Source organism: Aquisphaera insulae, from assembly GCF_011064615.1.
GTDB lineage: Bacteria > Planctomycetota > Planctomycetia > Isosphaerales > Isosphaeraceae > Aquisphaera > Aquisphaera insulae.
This window is the reverse complement of record NZ_JAALJH010000010.1, coordinates 147,768-161,399: the sequence shown is the minus strand read 5'-3', so window position 1 is coordinate 161,399 and position 13,632 is coordinate 147,768. Positions and strand designations below refer to the sequence as shown.

Annotated in this window: 11 protein-coding genes; 6 read left to right on the top strand and 5 right to left on the bottom strand. The window is 71.4% G+C overall.

Annotated elements, in window-relative coordinates; all coding sequences use genetic code 11:
* Positions 1–337: 337 nt before the first annotated feature.
* From G6O54_RS08815 to G6O54_RS08805, 3 genes are read right to left on the bottom strand one after another with little or no spacing between them, the layout of a single operon-like run.
* Positions 338–1,723 carry an NAD(P)(+) transhydrogenase (Re/Si-specific) subunit beta gene (locus tag G6O54_RS08815; protein WP_165223369.1) on the bottom strand — a complete coding sequence of 462 codons (1,386 nt, stop codon included), beginning with the start codon at positions 1,721–1,723 and terminating at the stop codon, positions 338–340.
* Positions 1,720–2,025, bottom strand: a complete 306-nt coding sequence (locus G6O54_RS08810; RefSeq protein ID WP_250846783.1) for an NAD(P) transhydrogenase subunit alpha part 2 — start codon at positions 2,023–2,025, stop codon at positions 1,720–1,722. The genes G6O54_RS08815 and G6O54_RS08810 overlap by 4 nt, the downstream gene beginning before the upstream one ends.
* Positions 2,026–2,029: 4 nt before the next feature.
* Positions 2,030–3,208, bottom strand: a complete 1,179-nt coding sequence (locus G6O54_RS08805) for a Re/Si-specific NAD(P)(+) transhydrogenase subunit alpha (protein WP_165223366.1) — start codon at positions 3,206–3,208, stop codon at positions 2,030–2,032.
* Between the two features lie 410 nt (positions 3,209–3,618).
* Between G6O54_RS08805 and trhA the strand changes: the two genes are divergently transcribed.
* From trhA to G6O54_RS08785, 4 genes are all read left to right on the top strand, one after another.
* Positions 3,619–4,446: a PAQR family membrane homeostasis protein TrhA gene (gene trhA / locus G6O54_RS08800; protein ID WP_165223364.1), complete on the top strand. Its 828-nt coding sequence runs from the start codon at positions 3,619–3,621 to the stop codon at positions 4,444–4,446.
* Positions 4,447–4,512: 66 nt separating this feature from the next.
* Positions 4,513–5,640, top strand: coding sequence for an ABC transporter permease (locus tag G6O54_RS08795; RefSeq protein WP_165223362.1), 1,128 nt, complete (start codon positions 4,513–4,515; stop codon positions 5,638–5,640).
* 53 nt (positions 5,641–5,693) lie between these two features.
* A complete protein-coding gene (locus G6O54_RS08790) occupies positions 5,694–6,365 on the top strand; it encodes an ABC transporter ATP-binding protein (RefSeq protein ID WP_165223360.1) in 672 nt (223 codons plus the stop codon).
* 49 nt (positions 6,366–6,414) lie between these two features.
* Positions 6,415–7,362, top strand: a complete 948-nt coding sequence (locus tag G6O54_RS08785) for an efflux RND transporter periplasmic adaptor subunit (RefSeq protein ID WP_165223358.1) — start codon at positions 6,415–6,417, stop codon at positions 7,360–7,362.
* 132 nt (positions 7,363–7,494) lie between these two features.
* On the opposite strand, the gene G6O54_RS08780 is transcribed toward G6O54_RS08785, so the two are convergent.
* Positions 7,495–8,442 (bottom strand): DUF1559 domain-containing protein, encoded by a 948-nt coding sequence (locus tag G6O54_RS08780; protein WP_165223355.1) that lies wholly within the window; start codon positions 8,440–8,442, stop codon positions 7,495–7,497.
* Between the two features lie 105 nt (positions 8,443–8,547).
* Entirely contained in the window at positions 8,548–8,895 is a 348-nt protein-coding gene (locus tag G6O54_RS08775) for a hypothetical protein (protein ID WP_165223353.1), read from the bottom strand.
* Between the two features lie 349 nt (positions 8,896–9,244).
* On the opposite strand from G6O54_RS08775, the gene G6O54_RS08770 reads away from it, so the two are divergent.
* Both G6O54_RS08770 and G6O54_RS08765 read left to right on the top strand, forming a co-directional pair.
* Positions 9,245–9,985 (top strand): RNA polymerase sigma factor, encoded by a 741-nt coding sequence (locus G6O54_RS08770; protein ID WP_165223351.1) that lies wholly within the window; start codon positions 9,245–9,247, stop codon positions 9,983–9,985.
* Positions 9,986–10,076: 91 nt separating this feature from the next.
* Positions 10,077–13,412 carry a serine/threonine-protein kinase gene (locus tag G6O54_RS08765; RefSeq protein ID WP_165223349.1) on the top strand — a complete coding sequence of 1,112 codons (3,336 nt, stop codon included), beginning with the start codon at positions 10,077–10,079 and terminating at the stop codon, positions 13,410–13,412.
* The last annotated feature ends 220 nt before the right edge of the window (positions 13,413–13,632 follow it).

The following is a 13,632-nucleotide window of genomic DNA, read 5'->3' as shown; positions in this document are numbered from 1 at the left end:
CTTGACACACCCTACAAGATCGGGGGCCTCCAGCTCAACAATTCCCCATGTCAAGGAGTGGCGTCGCGAATCTCCCGGCGCGCGCTTCCGCCGGATGAACCTAACAATGACCGGCTCGTCGTGGCAGGGCCGGCCGTATTGGCTGAAAGCCTGTCCCGAACCCACCGGCCGATGGAGGCGCCGAGGCCGGGAAAGCGGGACGGGAACCTCGAAGACTCGGAGCCAGTCCCCGTTTCCCTCCGTCCCCCGGCTTCATGGGGCGGTCACTGAGATGAGCCTTGGCCTCACCGAGTGAGATCACTTTCCACGGTGGAAGGATGACTCGCGATCGCCCGGTCTACCCCTCGCCCCCGGCCAGCTCGCGGATGATGGCGCCGGTGAAGGCCTTGGCATCGCCGAAGAGCATGAGGGTCTGGTCGAGGTAGTAGAGCGGGTTGTCGATGCCCGCGAAGCCGGGGTTCATGCTCCGCTTGACGACCATCACGGTGCGGGCCTTGTCCACGTCCAGGACGGGCATGCCGTAGATCGGGCTCGATGGGTCGTTGCGGGCGGCGGGGTTGGTGACGTCGTTGGCGCCGATCACCAGGGCGACGTCGGTCTGGGGGAAGTCGCCGTTGATCTCGTCCATCTCGATCAGGCGGTCGTAGGGGATATCGGCCTCGGCCAGGAGGACGTTCATATGACCGGGCATCCGGCCGGCGACGGGGTGGATGGCGAAGACGACCTCGACCCCGCGGCGGGTGAGGGCGTCGTAGAGCTCGCGGACCTTGTGCTGGGCCTGGGCCACGGCCATGCCGTAGCCGGGGACGATCACCACCTTGCTGGCGGCCGAGAGGAGCGCCGCGGCCTCCTCGGCGGAGGCGCTCTTGGCCGTGCGGGCCTCGGCGGACCCCGCGGCCTTCACCTGCTCCTGGCCGAAGGCGCCGAAGAGGACGTTGGTGAAGGACCGATTCATGGCCTTGGACATGTTGATCGACAGGATCAGGCCCGAGGCCCCGTCGAGCGCCCCGGCGATGATCAGCAGCTTGCTGTTGAGCACGAAGCCCATGGCCGCGGCCGAGAGCCCGGCGTACGAGTTCAACAGCGAGATCACCGTCGGCATGTCCGCCCCGCCGATCGGGATGATGAGCATGACGCCGAAGATCAGCCCCAGGATCACGATCAGCGGGAAGAGCCAGCTCAGGCCGGGGTTGCCCACCAGGATCGCGGCGATGGCGATCGCCAGGCCGAGCAGGGCGAAGTTGACGAGGTTCTGGCCCTTGTAGGTGATCGGCCGCTGGGGCAGGATCTCCTGGAGCTTGCCCGCCGCCATCAGGCTGCCGGTGAACGTGAGCGAGCCGAGGATCACCTCGAGCGCGAGGACGCCCATCGTGAACTTGGGGACCGCCGGCGCGTGGAGGTAGTATTCCGCCGTGCCCACCAGGGTGACGCAGAGCGCGCCGAAGGCGTGGCTGAGGGCCGTCCGCTGCGGCACCGCCGTCATGTGGACGAAGCCCAGCGGGATGCCGATGGCCGTGCCCAGCACCAGGGCGATCGCGACCGCCGTGTAATCGACGATGCCGTGGTGGAGGAGCGTGCCGAGGATCGCCAGCGCCATGCCGATCTCGCCGGCGCGGACGCCGCGGCGGGCCGTCACCGGCGAGCTCAGCCACTTGAGCGAGAGGATGAACAGCGCCGAGGCGACGAGGTAGGTCAGCTCGATGAGGTGCTCGCTGCCGATCATGGGTGTCCCTGCTTCTGCGGGCCGCTCGACTTGAACATGCGGAGCATGCGGTCGGTGATCACGAAGCCGCCGACCACGTTCGTCATGGCGGCCACGATGGCGATCGTGCCCAGGACGATCGCCAGTGTGCTCTTGCCCTCGCCGGCAAGGATGATCGCGCCGACGATCGCGATCGCGTCCAGCGCGTTGGTCAGCGACATCAGCGGCGTGTGGAGCAGGGGGGATACCCTGCGGATCACCTCGAAGCCGATGAATGCCGCAAGCATGAAGACGTACAGGTTTGTGAGGATTTCTTGGTCCACGATCCTACCCCTTGGGCGCGGCCTCCGCGGCCGGGAGAGAGAAGAACTCGCGGACCCGGGGCTGGACGATCTCGCCGCCGCGGGTCAGGAGCGTGTCGCGGGCGATCTCGTCGCCCGGGTCGATCCGGAGCGCCCCGTCCCTGACCAGGTGGAGGAGGAAGGTGCTCAGGTTCTTGGCGTACATCTGGCTGGCGTGATAGGGGACCGTGCTCGCGAGGTTGAACTTGCCGATGATCGTGACCCCGCCCACCGCGGCGACCTCGTCGGGCCGGGTCGACTCGCAGTTCCCCCCGCGCTCGGCGGCGAGGTCGACGATCACCGACCCGGGGGCCATCGCGGCGACCATGTCGGCGGTGACCAGGACCGGGGCCTTCTTCCCCGGGACGACGGCCGTCGTGATCACGACGTCGCTCTCGGCCACGACCTTGCCCAGGAGCTCGCGCTGGCGGCGGTAGAAGTCCTCGTCCTGGGCCTTGGCGTAGCCGCCGGCGTCCTGCGCGTCCTTGGCCTCGACCGCGAGCTCGACGAACCGCGCCCCCAGGCTCTGGACCTGCTCCTTCACGGCCGGGCGGAGGTCGTATGCCGAGGTCACCGAGCCCAGCCGCCGCGACGTGGCGATCGCCTGGAGCCCGGCCACGCCGACGCCGATGATCAGCGTCCGCGCCGGGGTGATCGTGCCGGCCGCGGTGGTGAGCATCGGGAAGAATTTGGGGAGCGAGTCGGCCGCCAGGAGGACCGCCTTGTAGCCGCTGACCGTCGCCATCGAGGAGAGCGCGTCCATGCTCTGCGCCCGGGTGATCCGCGGCATCAGCTCCACCGAGAACGACGTGACGCCGCGGGCGGCGATCGCCTCGACCGTCTCCCTGGACCCGAGCGGCCTGAGGAAGCCGATCAGCCCCTGCCCGTCCCGCAGGAGCGGCAGGTCGGCCTCGCCCGTCCGGTCGTTGGCCCCGTGGCAGAGGACCTGGACGATGAGGTCCGCCGCGTCGAAGACCTCCTTCCGGCCGGCGAGGACCTGCGCCCCCTTGGCGCGGTAGGCGTCGTCCGGATAGCCCGCGGACTCACCGGCCCCGGCCTCGACGACGACCCCGATCCCCGCCTTCGCCAGACCCGGCAACACCGCCGGCACGAGCGCCACCCGGCGCTCGCCCGGGTAGATCTCCCGAGGCACTCCGACGATCATCCCTGCCCCCCAGTGGATCCGCGGTTGAACCGAAGCGGCGCGACCAATCCCAGGGAGCCGACATTCGGCGGTGACTCCCGCGGCTCGCGACGCTCGACCGATCTGCCGAGTTTACGCCGCCTGGCAACTCGATGGAATGGGGCGGTCGATTTCCGCATCGATTGCGCGCGCCGACGATGGCGCGGACGTCGACGCCGTCATCATGGCCCCGCGCCCCCGCGACCTCCTCGGCCGTGGCGAGGTCTCGGAGCCGGATCGTGCCGTCATGACCGACGCCGGCGAGCGGCCGGACCGACGAATTTCCCTAGATCCTGTGAGGTTTCGTCCCCGTCGCGCGATCCTCAGTCGACGAGCGACACATCCACCCCGAAATGATCGATGTCCCACGTACAGCCGCGGAGGCCGCATCCATGAACGCCGAAGCCGACCTGGTCACCCTGACCGACGCCGAGTCCGCGACGCCCCGCCCCCGGGCGGCCGGGTCGGTCGCGAGCCCGATCGACGGCGGCGCATGGCTGTTCCATCCCGAGGCCAATGGCGCGGGGATAGGCTGGATGGCATCCGGCGGCCTCGGCTCCGATCTCGGCCGCGCTCGGCCCGTCATCCAGGACGCGGCCGAGGAGCTGGTCAACGCGGCCACCCACGGCCTGGGGCTGGCCCTGAGCCTCGCCGGGCTTTACGTCCTGGTGACGCTCACCAGGAACGGAGCACCGATCGGGGCCGCCGCCGGATGCGCGGCGTACGGGGCGTCGATGGTCTTCCTGTACGCGGCCTCGACCCTCTACCACGCGCGGAAGGAAGGGCCCGGCAAGCGGGTGCTGCTCCTCTTCGACTACATCGGCATCTACCTGCTGATCGCCGGGACGTACACGCCGATCGTCATCATCACCATGGGCGGCCCGGTGGGCTGGTCGCTGCTGGCCGCCGTCTGGGGGATCGCCGCGGTCGGGACGGCCGCCAAGGTCGGCCGCTTCCATCGATTCGAGGAGGACTCTCCGCTCCCCTACCTGGCGATGAGCGGAGTCTGGCTCGTCGTCTTCCGCCGGACGATCGCGGCGATCCCGCCGGTCGAATTCCTCTGGATCCTGGCCGGCGTCGCCTTCTACATCGGCGGCTTCGCCTTCTACACCCGGGCCGAGCGGCGCTATTTCCACGCCGTCTGGCACGTCTTCGTCCTCGCGGGGAGCATCTGCCACTATCGGGCGGTCGTCGGCTGCCTGGCCGACCTGGTGGGATGATCGACCCCGCGGCGGCGGCCATGTCACGGGGGCGCGGATCGTCGGGGCAAGGGAAAGGAGCGGACGATGGTGGATCTCGCCTGGAAGATCGTCTGGCATGACAAGATCCGATTCCTGATCACCGTGTCGGGAGTCGGCTTCGCGGTGGCCCTGGTGTTCATCCAGGTCGGCCTCTTCCGCGGGCTGCTGGGCAATGCCTCGGTGACCATCGAGCGGGCCTCGGCGGACCTCTGGGTCACGGCGAGGAACGCCCCGAACGTGGACCTGACGAGCACGTTCCCGGAGACCCACGTCGAGCGGGTCCGGTCGGTCCCCGGCGTCGCCCGCGCGGACAACCTGATCGTCTGGTTCTCGCGGGTCAGCCAGCCCGACGGCGCCACCGAGGAGGCCCTCCTGTACGCCCTGGAGGACTTCTCTCGCTGGAACCTCCCCTGGTCGATCCGGGAGGGGGACGCCGACGACCTCAGGCGTGGCAAGTTCGTCCTGCTGGACGATTCGGCGACCAAGCGATTCCGGGGGTTCGCGGCGGGCGACCATCGCGAGTTCTACGGCCAGCGGCTGAAGGTCATCGGCCGGACGTCCGGGGCGGTCTCCTTCACGACGGTCCCGCTCGCCTTCGTCGACTACCGGCTCGCGCAATCGATGATGCCTCAGGAGCTGCGGGGGCGGACGACCTACATCCTCGTGAAGCTATCGCCCGGGGCCGACGTGGTGCGGGCCCGCGAGGAGATCCGCCGCCGCCTGCCGAACAACGACGTCTGGACGAGGGACGAGTGGGCGGCCCGGTCGCGGGCCTACTGGACCGACACGACCGGGCTGGGCCTGAACATGCTGATGACCGTGGCGCTGGGCGGATTCGTGGGCGTGATCGTGGTCGCCCAGACGCTCTACACGTCGACGGGGGAGCACCTGGGGGAGTTCGCGACGGTCAAGGCGATCGGCGGCCGCAACGCGGACGTGCTCGCGGTGATCGCCAAGCAGGCGGTGATCGCCGCCCTGGTCGGCTTCGCGATGGGGGCGATCCTCGCCGCCGCGGCCCGCCCCGTCGTGGCGGCGCTCGGCCTGAGGCTGGACCTGACGCCGAGCTTCGCGGCCGAGGTCTTCCTCGGGACGATCGGCCTCTGCCTGGTCGCGTCCTCGGTCTCGTTCCGGCGGGTCGCCAGGCTGGACCCCGCCATGGTCTTCCGGATCTGACGGCCCCGCGGCTCGCGGGGTCGACTCCACACGCACCGAGAGGAGGGCTTCCCATGACGGTCCTGGAGGCACGCGACGTGATCAAGGAATTCCGCGAGGGCTCGGGGCGCGTGAGCGTCCTCCGGGGGGCCTCGCTCTCGCTCGATCGCGGCGAGATCGTGGCGCTGGAAGGGCCCTCGGGGTCGGGCAAGACGACCTTCCTGACGATCCTGGGCTGCATGCTGACGCCCTGCTCCGGGCGGCTCAGCCTCGAAGGCCGGGAGGTCGACCCGAAGCGTCCCGACCTGCTCCCCGCGCTCCGGCGGACGTCGATCGGCTTCGTCTTCCAGCAATTCCACCTCTTCCCCGCGCTGACCGCCGCGGAGAACGTCGAATACGCGCTGAACCTCAAGGGGATCAGGGGGCCCGCGGCCCGGCGCGAGGCGGCCCGCCTGCTCGGCGAGGTCGGCCTGCCCGACCGCGCGGCGTTCCTCCCCCGCGACCTCTCCGGCGGCCAGAAGCAGCGGGTCGCCATCGCCCGGGCGCTGGCCGGCCGGGCGCCCGTCCTGCTCGCCGACGAGCCGACGGCCAACCTCGACTCCGAGACCGGCGCCCAGGTCCTCGACCTCTTCCGGGACCTCGCCCGACGCGAGCGTCGGGCGCTGCTGATCGTCACCCACGACCCGCGAGTGCGCTCCATCGCCGATCGCGTCGTCCGGATCCGCGACGGGTCCGTCTGCAACTGAACCGACCGGCGCCAGCCCCATCCCCCAGCCATCCGACTGCGAGGCCACCATGTACGGATTCCTGATCTCCCGCTTCTGGCTGTCCACCTCCGCGGCCCTCATCCTGGCCGCCGGGATCGTCGCGCGGCCCGGCCTGACCACGGACCAGCTCGCGTCCCTGTTACCCGCCGGCGGCCACGCCGCGACCGCGGAGACGGCCGACCTCGGCCATCCCCGTGAGTCCCTCTCGCGGGTCATCGCGGAGGGGAGCGTGGTCGCCTATCCCGGGGCCGAGGTCGTCGTCGGCAGCGAGGCCTCCGGCCGGATCGTGACCCTGACGGCCCGCGAAGGCTCGGCCGTCCGCAAGGGGGACCTGCTCGCGACCCTGAATGCCGACGACCTCGAGGCCGAGCGGGCCGAGGCCGAGGCGCGGGCGGCGGAGGCGGAGGCCGACGCCCGCTACTTCGACCGCGAGACGCGGCGCGACGAGACGCTGGTCGCCCGTCGCGCCGCCGCGGTGCACGACCTCGACGCGAATCGACGAGGCCTGGAGACGGCCCGCGCCCGGCTCGCGGCCGCGAAGGCGCAGCGGTCACGCTGCCTGGCCCTGATCGCGAAGGCCCGGATCACCGCCCCGATCGACGGCGTGGTCGTCGGCCGCCATGCCAACGCCGGGGAGATGGTCCGCGTGGGGGACAGGATCGTGACGATCGTCGACCTGCACCGGCTGCGCATCGAGGCCGAGGTCGACGAGTTCGACGCCTCGCGGGTATCCCCGGGCGCCACCGCCGTCATCAGGGCGGAGGGGCACGCCGAGGCGACCTGGGGCGCGTCGGTCGAGGAGATCCCCGATCTCGTCGGCGGCCGCCGCCTGCGGCCCCAGGATCCGGGCCGTCCGATCGACGCCCGCGTGCTCGCCGTGAAGCTCGCCCTCGACCGGGCCGCCCCGCTGAAACTCGGCCAGAAGGTCGAGGTGGAATTCATCGAGGCCCCGAGGCTCGCGTCCCGCGGGCGCTGAGGCCGGCCGGCCATCGGAGACCCTGGGAATCCGCCTCGGCCGGGCCCTCCGTCACGTCGACCGGCCTGGCGTCGATCCCCGCGAGCCCGACGAGAGATACAGCTCCCGGGCTGCGCTCACGCGAGCGTCCGGTTAGAACTGGTCGGCCGAGACGACCTCCCCTCCGGACCGCGTCGAGAGGAAGCTGAAGACTCGCGGGTCCACCGTCTCCTTGATGAACCGGACCGACCCGTCGCAGAACAGGAAGTTGCAGCCGCCCGGGTGCAGGCTCCAGAAGTCGTCGGCCCCGGCACCCTTGTAGTTCGGCACGTCCACCCATCCCTGGTCGGGCGAGGGCCCGGTGTGCCCGAGCACCATGACGTTGGCCGTCTCGCAGTCCCGCACCTTCCATCTGGGGTTGGTGCAGACCCGCGAGTACGGGATGACGCCCACCCAGGTCGCGTCGGCGACGTTCCGCGACCGCTCGCCCGCCATGAGCGTCGTGCTCGTCCCGTCGGTGATGTTGCGGACCCCGTTGCGGCTGTTCCGGTAGAACACCCCGTTGTTCTGGGCCGGGAACTCCTCGATTTCGAGCTGACCGGCCGACGCCACGTACTGGCCGGGGGAGAGGTCGGTGACGAGCGTCGTTCCCGAGGCGTCCTTGAGGATGATCGGGCCCTCGCCGCCCGCGGAGCTGGGGCAGAGGAAGGTTGACAGGCCCACCGTGCGGATCGTCTGGGAGGCCGGCACGGTGATGGGCAGGCTGAAGTTCGCGGCGTTGTAGGCTGCTGCCTGCTCCAGGCTGTTCAGGAGCATCGTGCCCCACGCCCAGCCGGGGCCGATCTCGGGGCTGTTGGGCTGATTGGCCTGGGTGAGCGTGATGTAGCCGGGCGGGAACGTGTCGTGCGTCGAGTGGTAATTGTGCATGCCCAGGCCGATTTGCTTCAGGTTGTTCGAGCACTGGGCCCGGCGGGCCGCCTCCCTCGCCGACTGCACCGCGGGGAGCAGCAGGGCAATCAGGACGGCGATGATGGCGATGACCACCAGAAGCTCGATCAGCGTGAACGCTCGCGGGCGGCGAAAGCTCGCGGAAGGTCGCATGGGATGGCTCCCGTTCTTGAGGGTCGCTCGAGGGACGCGGAAACAGCCGGGCGGCACTCGCCGCGAGGCGGCGACGTGTCGCGGACCGCGGGGACGGGGCGACCCTCAGAACCGAAAGACGTTGAGCCAGGCGTGCCGCAGTGCGGGCGGGTCCTGGGGCCACCAGACCCGCTCCCGCAAGCCTTCCGCGGCGGCCGGCGAGGGGGCCGGCGAAGCGGGGGGTGGGAGGAAGACGAGGTCGGTGACAGTCAGGGTATCGGCGGCCTGCATGTGGGATGCGGTGAGCGTCCCGAGGCCGGCATCGTCGCCGACGCCACCATCGGGGGCCTCGATGTCGGCGGGCTGGATGAGCTCGGCGAGGGACCGGGCGAGGTCGGACGCGGCCTCCGCCTGCCGGAGCGGCGTGCCCGCGAGGGCGGCGAGCATCGAGAGCAGGAACGCCCAGCGTCGCATCCGAGACCTCCCCTGTGCGATCATCTTCGAGGCCCCGACCATCCCGGTCAAGCTCGAGCCGGCCGACCCCTCCATCGTCGGCCCGCTCCCGATGAGGAACCATTCCCCGACCGCGACTCGTGCGAGATGCCGGGCCGGCGCAGGTCAGTCGCCATCATGGACGACACATCCGGCGAAATTCATCGTGTGCGAACATAACGGCCAAGGTCATCCGTCGGCCACGCCGGGCTCTACCGACGGACCCCCCGGGCGGATCGAGGTCTCGTCAGGGGCGCATCGCCGGGCCATAATGGAGCGAGATCGTCTCGCAGGTCCCGTCGCCCCGTTTCGGCCCCTGGCGAGGGAGGTCATGCCGCAGCTTCAACCCGAAGGCCGTGCTCCGGGCCGGTTCCCCACGACGCAATGGAGCCGGGTCGTCACGGCCGCCAGCCGCGACGCCTCGGAGGCTCGGGAGGCGCTGTCGGGCCTCTGCGAGGCGTACTGGTATCCCATCTATGCGTACGTCCGGCACCGCGGCTACGCCCCCGAACAGGCGAGGGACCTGACCCAGGACTTCTTCGCCTACCTCCTGGAGCGCGACCTCATCGCCAGGGCCGATCCCGCCCGGGGGAGATTCCGCGCGTTCCTCCGCACCGTCTGTGCCCGCAGCTTGGCGGACCGACGAGACCGGGAGAATGCGGCCAAGCGGGGAGGGGGGCGGCACCCGCTCTCCATCGACCACCGCGACGCCGAACGCCGGTACGCCCGGGAGCCCGCCCATGAGCTGACCCCCGAGCGGATCTTCGACAGGACCTGGGCCCTGACCCTCCTGGGCCGGGTCGTCGAACGGCTCCGCCGCGAGTACGACGATGCGGGACGGGCGGCCAGGTTCGCGGAGCTCATCGCCGTGCTGACCCGCGACCCGAGGTCCGGCTCCTACGCGGACATCGCCGATCGGCTGGGGACCACCGAGGGCAACGTTCGCGTCGCCGTCCACCGCCTCCGGGGCCGTTACGGCCTCCTCCTGCGCGAAGAAATCGCGGCGACCGTCGGCGACGCCGCGCAGGTCGACGACGAGATCCGCACACTCTTCGCCGCCCTCGAGGGCTGAAGGACGGCGTGGCCTTGTAACATTCGCCGCGAGAATCCCAACCTGGAAGATGAGCCTGGGCGCCGGATGGGACCGGAAGGGGGCCGTAGGGATGATCACCGTCGAGACCTGCCCCGATTGCGCCGCCCGCCTGCCGGCGGACTCGCCGGCGGGGCTCTGCCCCCGGTGCCTGCTGCGGCTGGGGGCCACCCTCTCGGCCGACCAGGCCGGGCGTCTCGGCTCTCGGGGCGCGACCGGATCCGACGAACATCCGGGCGATAGGTCGGGACCGCGTCTGTTGCTTCCGGCGATCCCCGATCGAGGCGGTGCGATCGACGGCGGCCCGCGCATCCATCTCAGGGAGACCGTGGAAGACGCGCCGCTGATCCGGCCCACATGGCCCGAGATGCCCGACGTCTCGGGACGGCCGTCGCGCTACCAGCTCGTCGGCGAGATCGCCCGGGGCGGCATGGGCGCGATCTTTCAGGGGCGCGACCTCGAGCTGGGCCGGGACCTCGCCGTCAAGGTGATCCGGGAGGAGCATCGCGACGACCCCGAGATGGAGCGCAGGTTCGTGGAGGAGGCGCAGATCGGCGGCCAGCTCCAGCACCCCGGGATCGTCCCCGTCCACGAGCTGGGCCGCCTCCCCGACGGCCGGGTCTTCATCGCGATGAAGCTCGTCCGCGGCCGGACCCTGGCGGCGCTGCTGGCGGCGCGACGGGGGCCCGGCGACGACCGGATGCGGTTCCTGTCGATCTTCGAGCGCGTCTGCCAGGCGATGGCCTACGCCCACGCGCGGGGCGTGGTCCACCGCGACCTGAAGCCGTCGAACATCATGGTCGGTGCCTTCGGCGAGGCCCAGATCATGGACTGGGGGCTGGCGAAGGTCCTGGACCAGGGTGGTATCGCCGACGAGGGGCGGGCGATCCGACCGAGCGACGACTCCGCCGTCTGGACGCTGCGGAGCCGGTCGGAGGCGATGGAATCGCGACCGGGCTCGGTGCTGGGCACGCCGTCCTACATGGCGCCCGAGCAGGCCCGAGGCGCGTTGGACACGCTCGATGAGCGAGCGGACGTCTTCGCACTCGGCTCGATCCTCTGCGAGATCCTCACCGGCGGGCCGGCCTTCGTGGGCGAGTCCGGGGCCGAGGTGTACCGCAAGGCACGGCGTGCCGACCTCTCCGAGGCGTTCGCCCGGCTCGACGCCTGCGACGCCGATGCGGAGCTTGTGGGGCTGGCTCGCACATGCCTGGCCGCCGCGCCCAAGCACCGGCCGAGGGAGGCGGGGATCGTCGTGACCGGGTTGACCGCCTACCTCCGCGGCGTCGAGGGGCGGCTGCGCGAAGCCGAGCTGGCCCACGCGAGGGCGGAGACCCTCGCCGCCGACGAGTGCAGGCGCCGGCGGTTGACCCTCGCGCTGGCCGTCTCGATACTCGCGACCTTCCTGATCGGCTCCGTCGGATGGGGCTGGACCGAGCACGAGCGTCGGTCACGCGAGGAGCGCACGCAGGGGGCGGTCGATGCGGCGCTGATCGACGCCACCATGAAGCGCAAGCGGGCGCTCGCGGCCGGCGGCGACCCGGTCCCCTGGGTCGAGGCGATCGAGGCGGCCCGCCGCGCCGAATCGCTCCTGGAGAGCGGCGATTCGGGCGCCGTGGCGGGCGCCCGCGTGCGCGCATTCCTGGCCGACGTGATCCGCGAGCGCGACGCGGCCGAGGCCGCCGAGAAGGACCGCCGGATCGTCGAGCGGCTCGCCGCGATCCTCAACGACTTCGGGGTCCACGGCGATGATCGGAAGGCCGACGCGGAGTACGCGGCGGCGTTCCGCGCCTACGGGGTCGACCTCGATGTGCCGGACCCGGCGTTGGCCGGCAGGGCCCTCGCCCCCGGCCCGGCGGCCGCGGAACTGGCCAGCGCCCTCGATCAATGGGCGTTCCTCCGCCGGGGGCGGACGCTGCACGACCCGGCTGGCGCGGAGAGGCTGGTCGCGATGGCCCGGGCCGCCGACCCGGACCCGTGGAGGAATCGCCTGCGGGACACGCTCGGCCGGAGGGAGGGCGGGCCGGCCCGTCGGATCGAGGCGCTGGGGCGGCTCGCCGCCACCGCCGACGTCGAGCACCTGCCGGTGACGAGCGTGACCCGACTGGCCGCGTCGCTCGCGTTCCTCGGACGAAGGGGGATGGCCATCGCGCTGCTCCGGCGCGCCCAGGCCTCGCACCGCGACGACTTCTGGGTCAACGCCGACCTGGCGCGCGAGCTGATGGCCACGGGACACGCCGAGGACGCGGCCCGGTTCTTCTCCGTCGCCGCGGGCGTCCGGCCCCGAAGCGGCCTGGCCCTGAGCGGGCTCGGCAAGGCATTGCTCCTGATCGGCCAGCCTGCGGAAGCCGTCGACACCTTCCGCGAGGTGACGCGGCTCCGGCCCGACGATGCCCCGGGCCATGTCGCGCTGGGGACGGCACTCCTCGCGCTCGGGGAGCCGCAGGAGGCTGACGTCGAATTCGGCGAGGCGAGGCGGCTGAAGCCCGACGACTGGATGGTCCGCGATCAGATCGCCCTGGCGTACTCCGACCGGGGCGACTGGGCCGTCGCGGTCGGGGAGCAGAGGGAGTCCGCCCGGCGGTTCCCGAATCTGGCGGTCGTCCACAAGGCGCTCGCCCACGCGCTGCAATCGTCCGGCCGTCTCGACGAGGCCGTCGCGGAGTTCCGCCAGGCCGTCCGCCTCGACCCGCACTTCTCGGCGGCGTACCTTTTCCTGGGGAGGGCCCTCATCGAGGCGGGCGACCTCCAGGCGGCGCTCGATTCCCTGGCCCGCGTCGACATCAGTCCCCCGCCGGATCCGATCCTGACCGCGTCCTCGCTGGCCGCCCGGGCCGAGCGGATGATCGCGCTGGAAACGCGACTCCCCGCCGTCGTCGCGGGGAGCGACCGTCCGGCCGACCCCGAGGACCTCGCGGCGTTCGCCCGGCTCGCCTTCGCGCGTCGCCAGCCTGCGGCGTCGGCCCGCCTGTGGGCCGAGGCGTTCGCCGCATCGCCGGCGGTCGCGGCCGACATCGCCTCGTCGAACCGGTTCCAGGCCGCCCGAGCCGCGGCGCTGGCCGGCACCGAGGGGACGCCGGATCGTCCTGAGCCCGCCGACGGGCGGTCCCCGGTGCGATGGCGTGAGCAGGCCCTCGCCTGGCTCGAAGCCGACCTCGCCGCCTCCTCGTCCGTCCTGGATCCGGGCGGCGTCCCGCAGCGAGTTGCGGTCGCGCGGAGACTCGGGCGTTGGCTGGTCGACCCGGCGTTCGCGGCGATCCGCGACGAGCCGATCCCGGGCGCGACGTCCGAATCTGAACGACAATCCCTCCGCGAATTCTGGGGCCGGGTCGATACCCTCCGCGCGAGGGCCGTGTCGCCGGACGCGCGAGGCGGGGCCGTGTCCGGAAATCTGCGTGGACGGCTGTAACATCCGGGGAGTTTCCCCCAAGAGGATGCATGAGGCGCCGGCCCCGGTCTCGATGCGCACCTCGGAATCGATCCCCGACGCGGACGCCACCAGGAAGCCGTTCCAACTCCTCCGGGTCACCATCGGCAGCGAGGGCAATCTACCCGCATCGGTCAGGGGATGTTCCCAATTTGGAGGAGACGGATACCTCGCAAAAGGGGCGCGTCGAGGGCCGTGGCCA

Bases quoted from the DNA above. Each gene is read 5' to 3' on its own strand.
- G6O54_RS08785 (WP_165223358.1), top strand. From the start codon at position 6,415: ATGTACGGATTCCTGATCTCCCGCTTCTGGCTGTCCACCTCCGCGGCC.
- G6O54_RS08775 (WP_165223353.1), bottom strand. From the start codon at position 8,895: ATGCGACGCTGGGCGTTCCTGCTCTCGATGCTCGCCGCCCTCGCGGGC.
- G6O54_RS08815 (WP_165223369.1), bottom strand. From the start codon at position 1,723: ATGATCGGCAGCGAGCACCTCATCGAGCTGACCTACCTCGTCGCCTCG.
- G6O54_RS08780 (WP_165223355.1), bottom strand. From the start codon at position 8,442: ATGCGACCTTCCGCGAGCTTTCGCCGCCCGCGAGCGTTCACGCTGATC.
- G6O54_RS08795 (WP_165223362.1), top strand. From the start codon at position 4,513: ATGGTGGATCTCGCCTGGAAGATCGTCTGGCATGACAAGATCCGATTC.
- G6O54_RS08790 (WP_165223360.1), top strand. From the start codon at position 5,694: ATGACGGTCCTGGAGGCACGCGACGTGATCAAGGAATTCCGCGAGGGC.
- G6O54_RS08805 (WP_165223366.1), bottom strand. From the start codon at position 3,208: ATGATCGTCGGAGTGCCTCGGGAGATCTACCCGGGCGAGCGCCGGGTG.
- trhA (WP_165223364.1), top strand. From the start codon at position 3,619: ATGAACGCCGAAGCCGACCTGGTCACCCTGACCGACGCCGAGTCCGCG.
- G6O54_RS08770 (WP_165223351.1), top strand. From the start codon at position 9,245: ATGCCGCAGCTTCAACCCGAAGGCCGTGCTCCGGGCCGGTTCCCCACG.
- G6O54_RS08765 (WP_165223349.1), top strand. From the start codon at position 10,077: ATGATCACCGTCGAGACCTGCCCCGATTGCGCCGCCCGCCTGCCGGCG.